Origin of the sequence: Pseudomonas sp. AM14(2022), from assembly GCF_036346455.1 — a bacterium.
Classification (GTDB): domain Bacteria; phylum Pseudomonadota; class Gammaproteobacteria; order Pseudomonadales; family Pseudomonadaceae; genus Aquipseudomonas; species Aquipseudomonas putida_A.
Map to the genome: position 1 here is coordinate 229,781 of NZ_JAOTNY010000003.1, position 17,818 is coordinate 247,598.

The 17,818-nt window shown below is 60.3% G+C and carries 15 protein-coding genes; 14 read left to right on the top strand and 1 reads right to left on the bottom strand.

Going from position 1 to position 17,818, the window contains the following annotated elements:
- Nucleotides 1–42: 42 nt before the first annotated feature.
- The 8 genes from dnaE to ispD all read left to right on the top strand — a co-directional run bounded on the left by dnaE (nt 43) and on the right by ispD (nt 11,469).
- The gene (gene dnaE, locus V3W27_RS07820; RefSeq protein WP_097086450.1) at nt 43–3,564 is read left to right on the top strand and encodes a DNA polymerase III subunit alpha; all 3,522 of its coding nucleotides are present in this window, start codon (nt 43–45) and stop codon (nt 3,562–3,564) included.
- Between the two features lie 139 nt (nt 3,565–3,703).
- The gene (locus tag V3W27_RS07825; protein WP_330206336.1) at nt 3,704–4,651 is read left to right on the top strand and encodes an acetyl-CoA carboxylase carboxyltransferase subunit alpha; all 948 of its coding nucleotides are present in this window, start codon (nt 3,704–3,706) and stop codon (nt 4,649–4,651) included.
- Between the two features lie 145 nt (nt 4,652–4,796).
- The gene (tilS, locus tag V3W27_RS07830) at nt 4,797–6,113 is read left to right on the top strand and encodes a tRNA lysidine(34) synthetase TilS (RefSeq protein ID WP_330206337.1); all 1,317 of its coding nucleotides are present in this window, start codon (nt 4,797–4,799) and stop codon (nt 6,111–6,113) included.
- Nucleotides 6,114–6,387: 274 nt separating this feature from the next.
- Nucleotides 6,388–8,019, top strand: coding sequence for a CTP synthase (locus V3W27_RS07835; RefSeq protein WP_003222153.1), 1,632 nt, complete (start codon nt 6,388–6,390; stop codon nt 8,017–8,019).
- Between the two features lie 4 nt (nt 8,020–8,023).
- Nucleotides 8,024–8,869 (top strand): 3-deoxy-8-phosphooctulonate synthase, encoded by an 846-nt coding sequence (gene kdsA, locus V3W27_RS07840; RefSeq protein ID WP_098967470.1) that lies wholly within the window; start codon nt 8,024–8,026, stop codon nt 8,867–8,869.
- 156 nt (nt 8,870–9,025) lie between these two features.
- Nucleotides 9,026–10,315 (top strand): phosphopyruvate hydratase, encoded by a 1,290-nt coding sequence (gene eno / locus V3W27_RS07845; protein WP_003222156.1) that lies wholly within the window; start codon nt 9,026–9,028, stop codon nt 10,313–10,315.
- Between the two features lie 171 nt (nt 10,316–10,486).
- Nucleotides 10,487–10,765 (top strand): cell division protein FtsB, encoded by a 279-nt coding sequence (gene ftsB / locus V3W27_RS07850; RefSeq protein ID WP_007964293.1) that lies wholly within the window; start codon nt 10,487–10,489, stop codon nt 10,763–10,765.
- Nucleotides 10,762–11,469 (top strand): 2-C-methyl-D-erythritol 4-phosphate cytidylyltransferase, encoded by a 708-nt coding sequence (gene ispD, locus V3W27_RS07855; RefSeq protein ID WP_027611041.1) that lies wholly within the window; start codon nt 10,762–10,764, stop codon nt 11,467–11,469. The genes ftsB and ispD overlap by 4 nt, the downstream gene beginning before the upstream one ends.
- 143 nt (nt 11,470–11,612) lie before the next feature.
- On the opposite strand, the gene V3W27_RS07860 is transcribed toward ispD, so the two are convergent.
- A complete protein-coding gene (locus V3W27_RS07860) occupies nt 11,613–12,509 on the bottom strand; it encodes a LysR substrate-binding domain-containing protein (RefSeq protein ID WP_007964295.1) in 897 nt (298 codons plus the stop codon).
- Nucleotides 12,510–12,625: 116 nt separating this feature from the next.
- On the opposite strand from V3W27_RS07860, the gene V3W27_RS07865 reads away from it, so the two are divergent.
- From V3W27_RS07865 to V3W27_RS07890, 6 genes are all read left to right on the top strand, one after another.
- Nucleotides 12,626–13,738 (top strand): S-(hydroxymethyl)glutathione dehydrogenase/class III alcohol dehydrogenase, encoded by a 1,113-nt coding sequence (locus V3W27_RS07865; RefSeq protein WP_027611042.1) that lies wholly within the window; start codon nt 12,626–12,628, stop codon nt 13,736–13,738.
- A gap of 65 nt (nt 13,739–13,803) precedes the next feature.
- The gene (gene fghA, locus V3W27_RS07870; RefSeq protein ID WP_330206338.1) at nt 13,804–14,649 is read left to right on the top strand and encodes an S-formylglutathione hydrolase; all 846 of its coding nucleotides are present in this window, start codon (nt 13,804–13,806) and stop codon (nt 14,647–14,649) included.
- A 43-nt stretch (nt 14,650–14,692) separates the two neighbouring features.
- Nucleotides 14,693–15,166: a 2-C-methyl-D-erythritol 2,4-cyclodiphosphate synthase gene (gene ispF, locus V3W27_RS07875; RefSeq protein WP_027611044.1), complete on the top strand. Its 474-nt coding sequence runs from the start codon at nt 14,693–14,695 to the stop codon at nt 15,164–15,166.
- Nucleotides 15,163–16,221, top strand: a complete 1,059-nt coding sequence (gene truD, locus V3W27_RS07880; RefSeq protein WP_247269397.1) for a tRNA pseudouridine(13) synthase TruD — start codon at nt 15,163–15,165, stop codon at nt 16,219–16,221. Before ispF ends, truD begins: the two co-directional genes overlap by 4 nt.
- Nucleotides 16,209–16,958: a 5'/3'-nucleotidase SurE gene (surE, locus tag V3W27_RS07885; RefSeq protein WP_047601272.1), complete on the top strand. Its 750-nt coding sequence runs from the start codon at nt 16,209–16,211 to the stop codon at nt 16,956–16,958. The genes truD and surE overlap by 13 nt, the downstream gene beginning before the upstream one ends.
- Nucleotides 16,959–16,999: 41 nt before the next feature.
- Nucleotides 17,000–17,635, top strand: coding sequence for a protein-L-isoaspartate(D-aspartate) O-methyltransferase (locus V3W27_RS07890; RefSeq protein ID WP_169841266.1), 636 nt, complete (start codon nt 17,000–17,002; stop codon nt 17,633–17,635).
- The last annotated feature ends 183 nt before the right edge of the window (nt 17,636–17,818 follow it).

A 17,818-nucleotide genomic window follows, 5' to 3' on the forward strand; every position in this document is an offset into this window, starting at 1 on the left:
AATCCGGGCCTTGTTGTCTCTATGTAACTGGACAGGATCACTATGCCGGCTTCATTCGTTCATCTACGCCTGCACACTGAATACTCCCTGGTCGACGGGCTGGTGCGGATCAAGCCACTGGTCAAGGCGCTGACCGGCATGAACATGCCGGCCGTGGCGGTCACCGATCAGAACAACATGTGTTCCCTGGTCAAATTCTATAAAAACGCCATGGGCGCCGGCATCAAGCCGATCTGCGGTGCCGACCTGTGGCTGTCGAACAAGGATCCGGACGGGCCATTGAGCCGGATCAGCCTGTTGGTGATGAACGCCAAGGGTTATCGCAATCTCACCGAGCTGATCTCGCGCGGCTTCATCGACGGCCAGCGCAACGGCATGATCATCATCGAGCGTGAATGGGTCGCCGAGGCCAACGAAGGCCTGATCATGCTGTCCGCCGCCAAAGAAGGCGAGATCGGCATGGCCATGATCAGTGGCAACCCGGACGAAGCCGAAACGCTGGCGCGCGAATGGATGGCGGTGTTCCCGGATCGTTTCTATCTGGAGATCCAGCGCACCAATCGTCCCAACGACGAAGAGCAACTGCACGGTGCCGTGGCCCTGGCCGACAAGCTCGGCGCGCCGCTGGTGGCGACCAACGACGTGCGCTTCATCAAGCAGGAAGACTTCGCTGCCCACGAAACCCGCGTGTGCATCGGTGAGGGCCGCGCCCTCGACGATCCGCGGCGTTCGAAGAATTACAGCGACCAGCAATACCTCAAAAGCGCCGAGGAAATGGCCGAGCTGTTCAGCGACATTCCCGACGCGATCGAAAACACCGTCGAGATCGCCAAGCGCTGCAACATCGACGTGAAGCTGGGCAAGCACTTCCTGCCCGACTACCCGATTCCCGATGGCATGACCATCGACGAATATTTCCGCAAGGTGTCGTTCGACGGTCTGGAAGACCGCCTCAGCGTATTGCTGCCCAAGGACACCACCGAAGACTATGAGGCCAAGCGTCAGGTCTATGTCGACCGGCTGAATTTCGAGCTGGATATCATCATCCAGATGGGCTTCCCCGGTTATTTCCTGATCGTGATGGACTTTATCCAGTGGGCCAAGAACAACGGTGTGCCGGTGGGCCCGGGCCGTGGGTCGGGTGCCGGCTCGCTGGTGGCCTATGTGCAGAAGATCACTGACCTCGATCCGCTGGAATACGACCTGCTGTTCGAACGTTTCCTTAACCCGGAACGGGTCTCGATGCCCGACTTCGACGTCGACTTCTGCATGGACGGTCGTGACCGGGTGATCGACTACGTGGCCGAGAAATACGGTCGCAACGCGGTAAGCCAGATCATCACCTTCGGTTCCATGGCCGCCAAGGCTGTGGTGCGCGACGTGGCGCGGGCCCAAGGCAAGTCATTCGGCCTGGCGGATCGTCTGTCGAAGATGATTCCGTTCGAAGTCGGCATGACCCTGGAAAAAGCCTACGAGCAGGAGGAGATCCTGCGCGACTTCATCAAGGTCGATGAGGAAGCGGCGGAAATCTGGGAGATGGCGCGCAAGCTTGAGGGCGTGGTGCGTAACGTCGGCAAGCACGCCGGTGGTGTGGTAATCGCCCCGACCAAGCTGACCGACTTCTCGCCGATCTATTGCGACGAGGCCGGCGATGGCCTGGTGACCCAGTTCGACAAGGACGACGTCGAGGCGGCCGGTCTGGTGAAGTTCGACTTCCTCGGCCTGCGGACCCTGACGATCATCGACTGGGCGCTGAAAACCATCAACCGTGACCGCGCCAAGGTCAACGAGCCGCCGCTGGATATCGCGTTTATCCCGCTGGATGACAAACCGACTTATCAGTTGCTGCAAAAAGCTGAAACCACCGCGGTATTCCAGCTCGAATCCCGGGGCATGAAAGAGCTGATCAAAAAGCTCAAGCCTGACTGTCTCGAAGACTTGATCGCACTGGTGGCCCTGTTCCGTCCGGGCCCGCTGCAATCGGGCATGGTGGATGACTTCATCAACCGTAAGCACGGTCGCGCCGAATTGGCTTATCCGCATCCGGATTACCAGTATGAAGGCCTGCAGCCGGTACTGGCGCCGACTTACGGCATCATTCTGTATCAGGAACAGGTGATGCAGATCGCCCAGGTCATGGCCGGTTACACCCTCGGTGGTGCGGACATGCTGCGTCGGGCGATGGGTAAGAAAAAACCCGAGGAAATGGCCAAGCAGCGCGGCGGCTTTATTGAAGGTTGTGCGTCGAACAATATCGACGCGGATCTTGCCGGTAACATTTTCGACCTGGTGGAAAAATTCGCCGGTTACGGCTTCAACAAGTCCCACTCCGCTGCTTACGGCCTGGTGTCGTACCAGACTGCCTGGCTGAAAGCCCACTACCCGGCGCCATTCATGGCGGCGGTGCTTTCGGCGGATATGCACAACACCGACAAGGTCGTGACCTTGATCGAGGAAGTGCGCACGATGAAGCTGCGCCTCGACGCGCCGGACGTGAACACTTCGGAGTTCAAGTTCACGGTGAACGACGAAGGCCGCATCGTGTACGGCCTGGGCGCGATCAAAGGTGTCGGTGAAGGTCCGGTGGAAGCGATTACCGAGGCTCGTCAGGCCGGTCCATTCAAGGATCTGTTCGACTTCTGCGCCAGGGTCGACCTCAAGCGCATCAACAAGCGCACGCTGGACGGTTTGATCCGCAGCGGCGCGCTGGATCGCCTCGGGCCGTACTTCCATGACGAGCAGAAGGCTTATCAGGCCAACATCGACCGCAACCGCGCGGTGCTGTTGGCGGCGATGGAGGAGGCGATCAAGTCGGCCGAACAGACCGCGCGCACCCGCGACAGCGGCCATGCCGACCTGTTCGGCGGGCTGTTTGTCGAGGAAGATGCGGACGTCTACGCGACGCACCGCAAGGCCAAGGAGCTGACCCTCAAGGAGCGGCTCAAGGGTGAGAAAGACACTCTGGGCCTGTACCTGACCGGTCACCCGATCGACGAGTACGAAGGCGAGATTCGCCGTTTCGCCCGGCAGCGCATCATCGACCTCAAACCGGCCCGCGACACACAAACCGTGGCCGGGATGATCATTGCCCTGCGGGTGATGAAGAACAAGAAGGGCGACAAGATGGGCTTCATCACCCTCGACGACCGCTCGGGGCGGATCGAGGCGTCGCTGTTTGCCGATGCGTTTCACTCTGCGCAGTCGCTGTTGCAGACCGACGCGATGGTGGTGGTTGAAGGCGAGGTCAGCAACGACGACTTCTCCGGTGGCCTGCGCCTGCGGGTCAAACGGGTGATGAGCATGGAAGATGCACGGACCAATCTGGCCGAGAGCCTGCGCCTGAAGCTGCACACTCAGGACTTGAAAGGCGATCAGCTACGCTGGTTGGGTGAGCTGCTCAAGCGTCACCGCGGGGCGTGCCCGATCACCATGGAGTACACCAGCCCGGATGCGAAGACCTTGCTGCAGTTTGGCGAGACCTGGCGAATCGACCCGGCGGATGCGTTGATTCAAGCCCTGCGTGACCAGTTCGGGCGAGACAACGTCTTCCTCCAATACCGTTGACCGGCAAGTGCCATCATTGCGCTTGCCCACAACCTGAATTTTTAATCTCGACCTCAGCGCGCCTCTCCCTTAAGGTAGGGCGCGAATAGACAACCGGCCGGCCCAAGCTCATTTGGGACACGACCCAAGACGGACGCCTATGAACCCGAATTTTCTAGATTTCGAACAGCCGATCGCCGACCTGCAAGCCAAGATCGAAGAGTTGCGCTTGGTCGGTAATGACAATTCGCTGAATATCGGCGATGAGATCTCCCGCCTGCAGGACAAGAGCCGCACGCTGACCGAAGACATCTTCGGCAAGCTGACCAGCTGGCAGATCGCACGCCTGGCGCGTCACCCGAAACGCCCGTACACCCTCGACTACATCGAGCACATCTTCACCGAGTTCGACGAACTGCACGGTGACCGTCACTTCTCCGACGACTCGGCCATTGTGGGCGGCGTGGCACGTCTGGAAGATCAGCCGGTGATGATCATCGGCCACCAGAAGGGCCGTGAAGTGCGCGAGAAGGTGCGCCGCAACTTCGGCATGCCGCGTCCGGAAGGCTACCGCAAGGCCTGCCGTCTGATGGAGATGGCCGAGCGCTTCAAGATGCCGATCCTGACCTTCATCGACACCCCGGGTGCTTACCCGGGCATTGACGCTGAGGAGCGTAACCAGAGCGAAGCGATTGCCTGGAACCTGCGCGTGATGTCGCGTCTGAAGACCCCGATCATCGCCACCGTAATCGGTGAGGGTGGTTCCGGCGGTGCACTGGCGATCGGTGTCTGCGATCAGCTGAACATGCTGCAATATTCGACCTACGCGGTGATCTCGCCGGAAGGTTGCGCTTCGATTCTGTGGAAAACCGCCGAAAAGGCACCGGATGCCGCTGAAGCGATGGGCATCACCGCTGAGCGTCTGAAAGGCCTGGGTATCGTTGACAAGGTGATCGGCGAGCCTCTGGGCGGCGCCCACCGTGATCCGGCCGCTGCCGCTGCGTCGATCCGTGCCGAGCTGAGCTCGCAACTGGCGATGCTGAAGAAGTTCGACAACGAAGCGTTGCTCAAGCGTCGTTACGATCGTCTGATGAGCTACGGTCTCTGACAGATCTCGCAATACCCAATGTGGGAGCGGGCTAGCTCGCGAAAGCGGTATAACAGTCGACAGATGTGTTGATTGTTGAAACGCCTTCGCGAGCAAGCCCGCTCCCACATTTGATTTGGGCAAACAGTTAGATAGGGGTCAGTCCGTGAGTGATCTGCCGTCCCGGCTTCTGCTGAACGTTGCAGCCTGGCGCAATGCCAGGACCTGGCGCGTGGCTTTCTCCGGTGGTCTCGATTCCACCGTCCTGCTGCATCTGCTTGCGCATCTCGCTAAACACCATTCCCTGCCGGCGCTCAGCGCCATCCATATCCACCATGGCCTCCAGGCTGCGGCTGATGCGTGGCCGGCGCATTGTCAGTCGGTCTGCGATGCGCTGGGTGTGCCGCTGCACGTGATGCGGGTGACGGTGCAACCCGGCGCCAGTCTTGAAAGGGCGGCGCGGGAGGCGCGGTATGCGGCGTTCACCTCGCTGACCGAGGCCGGGGATTTGCTGCTGACCGGGCAGCACCGTGATGATCAGGCCGAAACCCTATTGTTTCGTTTAATGCGCGGTGCCGGCGTGCGCGGACTTTCGGCGATGCCGGCGCAGCGACCGTTGGGGCAGGGCACGCTGGTGCGGCCATTGCTCGACGTCACGCGCTCCGAGCTTGAGGCTTACGCCCGCGTGCATCAGTTGCACTGGATCGAAGACCCGTCAAACCAGGATCGGCAGTTCTCGCGCAACTACCTGCGCCATCAGGTGCTGCCGTTGCTCACCGCGCGCTGGCCGCAGGCGCAGGCGAGCATGGCCCGCAGCGCGGTGCACCTGCGTGAGGCGCAAGGCCTGCTCGATGAGCTGGCGCAGCTCGATCTCGCGCAAGCCGCCACGCCGAGCGAGTTTTCATGGCTGGGCCTGCCGTCGCTGGAGCTGGCGCCGCTGACGAGTCTGTCCGCCGCTCGTCAGCGCAATGCACTCAGCCACTGGCTCGAACCGCTGACCCGGTTGCCCGACACTGACCATTGGTCGGGTTGGGACGACCTGTGTGGTGCTGCCAACGATGCATCCCCGGTCTGGTGTCTGGCCGACGGTGAGCTGCATCGCAGCGCCGGCCGGGTATGGTGGTTGAGCGGAGGCTGGCTGCGCGCGCCAGCGGTCAGCGTCGAGTGGCCTGACCCGTCGACGCCGCTACGCTTGGCGAATAACGGGCGTGTCATGTTCAGCGGGCAGACTCCCGTCGGGCCGCTGCGCATTGGCTATCGGCAGGGCGGCGAGCTGATGCATCTGGCGGGGCGCGGCCACCGCGATCTCAAGCGCCTGCTCAATGAGCGCGCGGTGCCGGGCTTCGTCCGTGGCAGATTGCCGCTGCTGTTTCGCGGCGCAGAATTGCTCGCCGTGGCGAACCTGCCGGGGCTTGACGGGCAGGAGTCGGACGGCTGGACATTGCATTGGCAGCCAACAGACGAAGATCAAGGTTTGAGATGAAAGGGGCATTCCGGTAGACTACGCTCCCTTCTTGATACAACTTCTGTGGATTCGCCTGAATTGCAGGAGTTGCCGATTACCAAGCAGTCTTTGCTGGGCGATTCCAAAAAATGTGTAGCGAGCAACGTACCGGTGTTTCATCTGCCGGTCTGTCCCAACGCGGCGGTTTTTTTGAAAGGTGCACTGTGATTAATGCAGGTGATCGGGGGCTTCGGCCTTCCTTCGCTTTCCCCGGCGGCTCGTACCGCTTTAACGCAGACTTCTAGGGTTTTTCATGACGCGCTACATATTCGTCACGGGCGGTGTTGTTTCTTCATTGGGGAAAGGCATTGCCTCGGCTTCATTGGCGGCCATCCTGGAGGCGCGGGGGCTTAAGGTCACCATGCTTAAGCTGGATCCGTACATCAACGTCGACCCGGGCACCATGAGCCCGTTCCAGCACGGTGAAGTGTTCGTCACCCACGACGGCGCCGAGACCGACCTGGACCTGGGCCACTACGAGCGGTTCATCCGCACGACCATGACCCAGAACAACAACTTCACCACCGGCCGTGTCTACGAGCACGTGCTGCGTAAAGAGCGCCGTGGTGACTACCTGGGTGCAACCATCCAGGTGATTCCGCACATCACCGACGAAATCAAGCGTCGCATCATCAAGGGTGCCGGCGATGCCGACGTGGCCCTGGTGGAAATCGGCGGTACCGTTGGCGACATCGAATCGCAACCGTTCCTCGAAGCCATCCGTCAACTGCGTGTGGAAGTCGGTTCCAAGCGCGCGATGCTGATGCACCTGACGCTGGTTCCGTACATCGCCACCGCTGGCGAGACCAAAACCAAGCCAACCCAGCACTCGGTCAAAGAGCTGCGTTCGATCGGCCTGCAGCCAGACGTGCTGATCTGCCGCTCCGACCATCCGGTGGATGTGTCCTCGCGTCGCAAGATCGCGCTGTTCACCAACGTTGAAGAGCGTGCGGTGATCTCCCTGGAAGACGTCGACACCATCTACAAGATTCCGGCCGTGCTGCACGCTCAGGGTCTGGACGATTTCGTCGTCGAGCGTTTCGGCCTGCAATGCAATGGCGCCGACCTGTCCGAGTGGGAAAAGGTCGTCGATGCCAAGCTCAATCCAGAGCACGAAGTGACCATCGCGATGGTCGGCAAGTACATGGAACTGCTGGACGCCTACAAGTCGCTGATCGAAGCGATGAGTCATGCCGGCATCACCAACCGTACCAAGGTCAACCTGCGTTACATCGATTCCGAAGACATCGAGAACCAGGGCACTGCGCTGCTCGAAGGTGTCGACGCGATCCTCGTTCCGGGCGGCTTCGGTCTGCGTGGCGTGGAAGGCAAGATCACTGCCGTTCAGTACGCTCGTGAAAACAAGGTTCCGTACCTGGGCATCTGCCTGGGCATGCAAGTGGCGGTTATCGAGTTCGCCCGTAACGTGCTGGGCTGGAAAGACGCCAACTCCACCGAGTTTGATCGCGCCAGCGGCCATCCGGTCGTGGGTCTGATCACCGAGTGGGAAGACGCCACCGGCGCGGTTGAAGTGCGTACCGAAGCGTCCGATCTGGGCGGCACCATGCGCCTCGGCGCTCAGGAATGCCTGCTCGAAGCCGGCTCCAAGGTGCACGATTGCTACGGCAAGGACGTGATCGTTGAACGTCACCGTCACCGCTACGAAGTGAACAACAACCTGCTGCCACAAATCATCGAAGCCGGCCTGAAAATCTCCGGTCGCTCCGCTGATGCCGCGCTGGTTGAAGTGGTCGAAGCACCGGATCATCCATGGTTCGTCGCTTGCCAGTTCCACCCGGAGTTCACCTCGACGCCACGTGACGGTCACCCGCTGTTCAGCGGTTTCGTAAAAGCTGCGTTGGCTCAACACCAGAAGAAGGCGTAACCCGATGGCACAGAAGATCATTCGCGTTGGCAACATCGAAATCGCCAACGACAAACCCATGGTGCTGTTCGGCGGCATGAACGTGCTGGAAAGCCGTGACATGGCCATGCAGGTTTGCGAGGAGTACGTGAAGGTCACCGAGAAACTCGGCATCCCTTACGTGTTCAAGGCCAGCTTCGACAAGGCCAACCGGTCTTCTGTGACTTCGTATCGCGGCCCTGGCCTGGAAGAGGGCATGCGCATCTTCCAGGACATCAAACAAGCCTTCGGCGTGCCGATCATCACCGACGTCCACGAGCCTGATCAGGCCGCGGTCGTCGCTGAAGTCTGCGACATCATTCAGCTGCCGGCCTTCCTGTCGCGCCAGACCGATCTGGTCGTCGCGATGGCCAAGACCAACGCTGTGATCAACATCAAGAAAGCCCAGTTCCTCGCGCCTCAGGAAATGAAACACATCCTGAACAAGTGCGTGGAAGCGGGTAACGATCAATTGATCCTCTGCGAGCGTGGTTCGAGCTTCGGCTACAACAACCTCGTGGTCGACATGCTCGGCTTCGGCATCATGAAGCAGTTCGAGTACCCGGTATTCTTCGACGTGACTCACTCGCTGCAAATGCCTGGCGGTCGTTCCGACTCCGCCGGCGGTCGCCGCGCCCAGGTCACCGACCTGGCCAAGGCCGGCATGAGCCAGTCGCTGGCCGGTCTGTTCCTCGAAGCGCATCCGGATCCGGACAACGCCAAATGCGACGGCCCTTGCGCCTTGCGTCTGGACAAACTGGAGCCATTTCTGGCCCAGCTCAAAGCTTTGGACGAACTGGTGAAGAGTTTTCCGACGGTAGAAACCGCGTAAAGCTCATTTCTCCGGTAAAGTACCGCACGATTTGTCGCACATGCCCTCGGGCATGTGCGTTGTCGTCTGCAAGCTGCCCGCTGCACACCACTTGCCGACGGTCAAAAGATTTCCTCTAGCTGCGTCGTTTTCGTCAACTTTGGAGTGTTTACAACAATGGCAAAAATCGTCGACATCAAAGGTCGTGAAGTTCTCGACTCCCGTGGCAATCCCACCGTGGAAGCGGACGTGCTTCTCGACAACGGCATCATCGGCAGCGCCTGTGCGCCTTCCGGTGCATCCACTGGCTCGCGTGAAGCGCTCGAGCTGCGTGATGGCGACAAGAGCCGTTACCTGGGCAAAGGTGTGCTCAAGGCGGTAGCCAACATCAACGGTCCGATCCGCGATCTGCTGCTGGGCACCGACCCAAGCGACCAGAAAGCCCTCGACCACGCGATGATCAAGCTCGACGGTACCGAAAACAAGGCAACCCTGGGCGCCAACGCCATCCTTGCCGTATCCCTGGCTGCGGCCAAGGCGGCTGCACAGGACCAGGATCTGCCACTGTACGCACACATCGCCAACCTGAACGGCACCCCGGGTGTGTACTCGATGCCGGTTCCGATGATGAACATCATCAACGGTGGCGAGCACGCCGATAACAACGTCGACATCCAGGAATTCATGGTGCAGCCGGTTGGCGCCAAGACGTTCTCGGAAGGTCTGCGCATGGGCACCGAGATTTTCCATCACCTCAAAGCTGTGCTGAAGGCCCGTGGCCTGAGCACTGCCGTTGGCGACGAAGGCGGTTTCGCACCGAACCTGGCGTCCAACGAAGACGCGCTGAAAGTGATCTCCGAAGCCGTGGCCAACGCCGGTTACAAGCTGGGCACCGACGTGACCCTGGCGCTGGACTGCGCGGCCAGCGAATTCTACGAAGACGGCAAGTACAACCTGTCCGGTGAAGGCCAGGTGTTCACCGCTGAAGGTTTCGCCGATTATCTGAAAGGCCTGACCGAACGTTATCCGATCATCTCGATCGAAGACGGTCTGGACGAGTCCGACTGGGCTGGCTGGAAGATCCTCACCGACAAGATCGGCGAGAAGACCCAACTGGTCGGCGACGACCTGTTCGTGACCAACACCAAGATCCTGAAAGAAGGCATCGATAAAAAGATCGCCAACTCGATCCTGATCAAGTTCAACCAGATCGGCACCCTGACCGAAACCCTGGAAGCCATCCAGATGGCCAAGGCTGCCGGTTATACCGCGGTGATCTCGCACCGTTCGGGCGAAACCGAAGATTCGACCATCGCCGACCTGGCCGTGGGCACTTCGGCTGGCCAGATCAAGACCGGTTCGCTGTGCCGTTCCGACCGCGTTTCCAAGTACAACCAACTGCTGCGTATCGAAGAGCAGTTGAATGGCAAAGCCAAGTACAACGGTCGCTCCGAGTTCCGCGGTTAAGCTGTAGATGTTAAAAAGACACCGGATTGTGTCGGAAAAGTCGTGACAGCGATGGATTTGCCACTAATCTGATGCCTTACATGCACAAGCCTGGATCTTCCAGGCTTCGTGCTATCAGACGTTTCAAAGTTTTGGCGTGGCTGTCTTTTTTCACTGGATACCTGATATTCGATGCGCAGTCCTTACTGGTTGTTTCTCGTTTTGCTCTTGCTGCTGGCCGGTCTGCAGTACCGCCTGTGGGTGGGCAATGGCAGTCTGGCGCAGGTCGCCGAGCTGAAGCAGCAGATTGCTGATCAGCACGCCGAGAACGAAGGCCTGCTGGAGCGCAATCGGGTGATGGACGCCGAAGTCAGCGAGTTGAAAAAAGGCATGGAGACCGTTGAAGAACGGGCTCGCCATGAGCTGGGCATGGTCAAGGACGGTGAAACCCTTTACCAGCTCGCGCAATGATCGATTCCTTGCCGGCCTTCTGGGCCGTGATTCCTGCCGCGGGCGTCGGTGCCCGAATGGCCGCGGACCGTCCCAAGCAATATCTGCAACTGGGCGGGCGCACAATTCTCGAACACAGCCTCGGCTGTTTCCTTGATCACCCGAGCCTCAAGGGGCTGGTGGTCAGTCTGGCTGTTGATGATCCTTATTGGCCAAACCTGGCTTGCGCCAGCGACTCGCGGATTCAGCGGGTCGAGGGCGGCACGGAGCGTTCCGGGTCGGTGCTGAACGCTTTGCTGCATTTGCATGCGCAGGGTGCCGATGACGATGACTGGGTGCTGGTGCACGATGCGGCACGGCCCAACCTGAGTCGCGACGATCTCGACAAGTTGCTGGTTGAACTGGCGGATGATGCCGTCGGCGGTCTGCTGGCCGTGCCGGCGCGCGATACCCTGAAGCGGGTCGACAAGCACGGTCGTGTGCTTGAAACCGTGGATCGCAGCGTGATCTGGCAAGCCTATACGCCGCAGATGTTCCGTCTCGGTGCCTTGCATCGGGCGTTGGCCGACAGTCTGGTGGCGGATGCGGTGATTACCGATGAAGCCTCGGCGATGGAGTGGGCCGGTCTGGCGCCGCGCCTGATCGAAGGGCGGGCGGACAATCTCAAGGTCACCCGGCCGGAAGACCTGGAGTGGTTGCGTCAACGTTGGGCTAACCGTCGCTGATTGCTGTGGCGCTTGTTCGATCGCTTTCGCGAGCAAGCCCGCTCCCACCCTTGAATTGCGCCGAACACAAATTTTGCATGCACCGCCGATCCCCTGTGGGAGCGAGCTTGCTCGCGAAGGCGGTCGCACGGACAACCCATCACTCAGCCCCGATACTCCGGCCGCTCGGCCAATCCTTCCTTCAAGAAATCCACCAGCTTGCGCACCTTCGGCGACAAATGCCGCTGCTGTGGATACAACGCCCACACCGCCGTATTCGGCGGCTGATGCGCCTCCAGCAGCGAAATCAGCGCACCACTGTGCAAATGCTCCAGCACGTAATAGTCCGGCAACTGACACAGGCCTACCCCTTGTAGCGCCGCATCCAGCACTGCTTGCCCACTGTTGCAGCGCCAGTTTCCCTGCACGCGCTGGGAAAATTCCCGGCCGTTCTGTTCCAGTTGCCACAGATCCGAACTGCCGATCAGGCAATTGTGCCGGCTCAGTTCCGACAAGCTGTGTGGGCGGCCATACCGTTCCACGTAGGACGGAGACGCGCACAGGTACATCCGACGCGGCGCCAGGCGGGTGGCGACCAATCGAGAATCCTGCAATCGGCCCAGACGGATCGCCAGATCCAGTCCCTCATGCACCAGATCGAGTTGGCGGTTACTCAGCTCGATATCAACGCGCAGTTGCGGGTATTGCCCCATGAACCGCGTCACCAGCGGCACGATAAACCGCTCGCCATAGGCCACGGCGCAGGTCATGCGCAGCATGCCTTTCGGTTCGCTGGTCAGGTCGCCGACCGCGCGCAGAGCTTCTTCGCGACCGTCCTGCAGGCGCTGACAATGCTGCAGAAAGGTCTGACCGGCTTCGGTCAGGGTCACACGACGGGTGCTGCGGTAGAGCAGGCGCGTCTGTAATCGATCCTCCAGCCGTACGATTTGTCGACTGATGTGTGAGGAAGAAACTCCAAGGCGTTCGGCCGCAGCGGTGAATTGGCTGCATTCGGCGACGGCGACGAACTCATCAATACCTTCCCAGCGGTTTTCGGACATTTAATTATCCCTGTACAGCAATAATATTTTGCATTTGTCCGGATTATTAATCAGATGGTGCTGAACTACACTGCCGGTCTGGTTTTTTTATTCATTGGATTCACTGGAGAGTCAGCATGATCAAGTCGCGCGCCGCCGTTGCCTTCGAGGCCAAGAAGCCGCTGGAAATCGTAGAAGTCGATGTGGCCATGCCCAAGGCCGGTGAAGTGTTGCTGCGCGTGGTGGCTTCCGGGGTTTGCCACACCGATGCCTACACCCTGTCCGGTGCGGATCCGGAAGGCATCTTCCCGTCGATCCTTGGCCACGAAGGTGGGGCGATCGTTGAAGCCATCGGCGAGGGCGTCACCTCGGTCGCCGTCGGTGACCACGTGATTCCGCTGTACACCCCGGAATGCGGCCAGTGCAAATTCTGCAAGTCGGGCAAGACCAACCTGTGCCAGGCGATTCGAGCCACTCAGGGCAAAGGCCTGATGCCGGACGGCACTTCGCGCTTTTCCTACAAGGGCCAAACGATTTTCCACTACATGGGTACTTCGACGTTCTCGGAATACACGGTACTGCCGGAAATCTCCGTGGCGAAAATCGCCAAGGATGCGCCGCTGGAAAAGGTCTGCCTGCTCGGTTGCGGCGTAACCACCGGTATCGGCGCGGTAATCAACACTGCGAAGGTCAAGCCAGGTGACACCGTGGCGATCTTCGGTCTCGGCGGCATCGGTCTGTCGGCAGTCATCGGTGCAGTGAAAGCCAAGGCCGCGCGGATCATCGCCATCGACATCAACCCGGCCAAGTTCGAGATCGCCAAGCAGTTGGGCGCCACCGATTGCGTCAACCCGAAAGACTTCGATCGTCCGATCCAGGAAGTGATCGTCGACATGACCGACGGCGGCGTCGATTTCTCTTTCGAGTGCATCGGCAACGTGCAACTGATGCGCGCGGCGCTGGAATGCTGCCACAAGGGCTGGGGCGAATCGGTGATCATCGGTGTTGCCGGTGCCGGTCAGGAAATTTCGACCCGTCCGTTCCAGCTGGTGACCGGTCGCGTCTGGCGTGGTTCGGCGTTCGGTGGCGTGCGTGGCCGTACCGAGCTGCCAAGCTATGTCGACATGGCGCAGAGCGGCGAGATTCCGCTGGATACTTTCATTACCCACACCATGGGTCTGGAAGATATCAACAAGGCCTTCGATCTGATGCACGAAGGCAAGAGCATCCGCACCGTCATTCATTTCTGATCAATCGCGACGCCACGGCTACAGACCTTGAAGGTTTATAGCCGGGGCCGCGTAGGAGTCTTTACATGAGTCTGGAAAACATCTCCTGTCAGAAAAGTTTCGGCGGCTGGCACAAGCGATATCGCCACCGTTCCGACGTGCTCGGCTGCGACATGGTGTTTGCCGTGTATTTGCCGCCGCAAGCGGAGCAGGGCGGCAAGCTGCCGGTGCTGTACTGGCTGTCCGGTCTGACCTGCACCGACGAGAACTTCATGCAGAAGGCCGGGGCGATGCGCAGGGCTGCCGAACTCGGCCTGATCATCGTCGCGCCGGACACCAGTCCGCGCGGCCCGGATGTGCCGGGTGATCCAGATGGCGCCTGGGATTTTGGTCTCGGTGCCGGGTTCTACCTGAATGCCACGCAGGAACCGTGGTCGCGTCACTATCGGATGCATGACTATGTCGTGCAGGAATTGCCTGCATTGGTTGAAGCGCATTTCCCGGCGTCGGACAAACGCAGCATCAGCGGCCACTCCATGGGCGGTCACGGTGCACTGGTCTGCGCGCTGCGCAACCCGGGGCGTTATCAGTCGGTGTCGGCGTTTTCGCCGATCAACAACCCGATGGATTGTCCGTGGGGGCAGAAAGCATTCTCCCGCTATCTGGGCGAAGACCGTTCCAAGTGGAAAGAATGGGATGCCTGCGCGCTGATTGCTGAAGCCGACGAGAAACTGCCGTTGCTGGTCGATCAGGGGGATCGCGATGACTTCCTCGCCACGCAGCTCAAACCCGAAGCCCTGCAACAAGCTGCAAAACAAGCGGGTCATCCGCTGACGCTGCGCCTGCAACCGGGCTACGACCACAGCTATTTCTTCATCTCAAGCTTCATTGACGACCACTTGCAGCATCACGCACGCGCCCTGCGCGGTTAATGCAGGTAGAATCACGCCCTGACAAAAATCGGGGCGTTTTTTTATGCGTATTGGCCACGGCTACGATGTTCACCGTTTCGCTGAAGGCGATTTCATTACTCTGGGCGGCGTGCGTATTGCACACGGCTTCGGGCTGCTCGCTCATTCCGACGGTGACGTCCTGCTGCATGCCTTGAGCGATGCCTTGCTCGGCGCGGCCGCGCTGGGCGATATCGGCAAGCACTTTCCGGACACCGACCCGCAATTCAAGGGCGCCGACAGCCGTGTGCTGCTGCGGCATGTGGTCGCGCTGATCCACGCCAAGGGTTGGAAAGTCGGCAACGTCGACAACACCATCGTCGCTCAGGCACCGAAAATGGCCCCGCATATCGAAGCGATGCGCGCGTTGATCGCCGCCGATCTGCAAGTTGAACTGGATCAAGTGAACGTGAAAGCTACCACCACCGAAAAGCTCGGCTTTGTCGGTCGCGAAGAAGGCATCGCCGTGCATTCCGTTGCCTTGTTGCTGCGCGCATGAACGAACTGCAATTGCTTGGCCCGCGGGCCTATGGCGAACCACTCGGCACTGCGGTTCTGAAAGCCATTGCCGAAGATTTTCAGGTCGATGAAGTGCTCGACATCCCGTTCAGCGGCGATGGTGAGCACCTGTGGATCTGGGTCGAAAAACGTGGCCTGAATACCGAAGAAGCAGCGCGCCGAATTGCCAAGGCCGCCGGCGTGCCGTTGCGCACCGTCAGTTATGCCGGGCTGAAGGATCGTCAGGCGTTGACCCGTCAGTGGTTCAGCGTGCAACTGCCGGGCAAGGCTGATCCGGATCTCTCGGCGGCGGAAAACGACACGCTGAAGATCCTCAAGACCACGCGCCACAAGCGCAAGCTGCAACGCGGCGCGCATTCGGCGAACGGCTTCACCTTGCGCCTGACCCAGTTTGCCGGCGACAAGGATGCGATCGAGCAGCGTCTGCAACTGATCGCCAAGCAAGGCATTCCCAATTATTTCGGCGCCCAGCGTTTCGGCCATGACGGCGGTAACGTCGTTGATGCGCGTGCCTGGGCGGCGCGCAAGGCATTGCCCGAGCAGCGCAATGTGCGTTCGCGGCTGCTGTCGACGGCGCGCAGTTTTCTGTTCAATCAAGTGCTGGCGGCGCGGGTTGCCGACGGCACCTGGCAGCAGGCGCAGGTCGGCGATCTGCTGGCGTTCACCGACAGCCGCAGTTTCTTCCCGGCGGGTGTTGCCGAATGCAGTGACCCGCGTCTGGCGATTCTCGACCTGCACCCGACCGGTCCGCAGTGGGGCGAAGGTGACTCACCGACCGCTGGCGCTGTCCATGATCTGGAGCAGGGGATTGCCGAGCGTGAGGCGGATCTGCGCGATTGGTTGATCAATGCCGGAATGAGCCACGAACGTCGCATCCTGCGGCTGCCCATTGGCGGGTTGTCGTGGCATTATCCCCAGCCTGACATTCTGCAACTGGAATTCGTCCTCCCGGCCGGATGCTTCGCCACCGTATTGGTGCGCGAACTCGTTGATCTGGTGCCGGTGGGGCAGACGGACAGCCCATGCGTATTCTGATTTCTAACGACGATGGGGTAACCGCACCCGGTCTCGCCGCGCTTTATGCTGCGCTGGCGGATTACACCGAGTGCGTGGTTATCGCCCCGGAGCAGGACAAAAGCGGCGCCAGCAGTTCGCTGACGCTCGACCGTCCGTTGCACCCGCAATACCTGGCAAACGGTTTCATCAGCCTCAACGGTACGCCGACCGACTGTGTGCACCTGGGCCTCAACGGCCTGCTGGAGCGCGAGCCGGACATGGTGGTTTCCGGGATCAACCTCGGTGCCAATCTGGGCGATGACGTGCTGTATTCCGGCACCGTGGCGGCTGCCCTCGAAGGGCGCTTTCTCGAGCGCCCTTCGTTTGCGTTCTCGCTGTGCTCACGACAGGTGGACAACCTGGCGACAGCCGCACATTTCGCGCGCAAACTGGTCGAGGCCCACGCCGGGCTGGACCTGCCGCCGCGCACGGTGCTGAACGTGAACATTCCCAATCTGCCGATCGACCATATTCGCGGCATTCAGTTGACCCGTCTGGGCCACCGCGCCCGGGCCGCGGCGCCGATGAAAGTGGTCGACCCGCGTGGCAAGGCCGGCTACTGGATTGCTGCGGCCGGTGATGCCGAAGACGGCGGCCCGGGCACTGACTTTCATGCGGTGATGCAGGGGTATGTGTCGATCACGCCGTTGCAGCTCGATCGCACTTTCAATGATGCCTTCAGAAGTCTCGACGGCTGGCTGGAGGAACTGCGCTGATGGCTCGTGAACACGAAGACAGACTGCGCAGTGGCATCGGCATGACGTCGCAGCGCACCCGTGAACGTCTGATCCAGCGGCTGTATGAAGAAGGCCTGTCCAACGCCAAGGTGCTGGAAGTGATCCGCCGTACGCCGCGTCATCTGTTTGTCGATGAAGCGCTGGCGCACCGCGCGTACGAAGATACCGCACTGCCAATCGGCCACAACCAGACCATCTCCCAGCCTTATATGGTGGCGCGCATGAGCGAGCTGCTGCTGGAGGCGGGACCGCTGGACAAGGTGCTGGAGATCGGTACCGGTTCGGGTTACCAGACCGCAGTGCTGTCGCAACTGGTCGAGCGGGTATTTTCGGTCGAACGCATCAAGGTCCTGCAGGATCGGGCCAAGGAACGCCTGGTCGAACTCAACCTACGCAACGTGGTGTTCCGCTGGGGCGATGGCTGGGAAGGCTGGCCGGCGCTGGCGCCGTACAACGGCATCATCGTCACCGCAGTCGCGACTGATGTACCGCAGGCCTTGCTCGATCAACTGGCACCGGGTGGGCGGATGGTGATTCCGGTTGGCTCGGGGGAAGTGCAGCAACTGATGCTGATTGTGCGTGAAGAACACGGCTTTTCCCGTCACGTATTGGGAGCCGTGCGCTTCGTGCCATTGCTCAATGGCCCGCTGGCCTGAGCATTTATTTGCGGGCGCTGAATTCCTCGCGCTGGCCTGTGTCTTACATCGGCAGCGATGGTTTAAACGCTACGAATTGTCCAAGGGCAAACGTGTGCGTGAAGCGTTTTCGCATCTTTAACGGTAAAGCCTGTTCGGCCCGTTATACTTGCGACACTACTTGCCGCGATTCGGCATTCCACA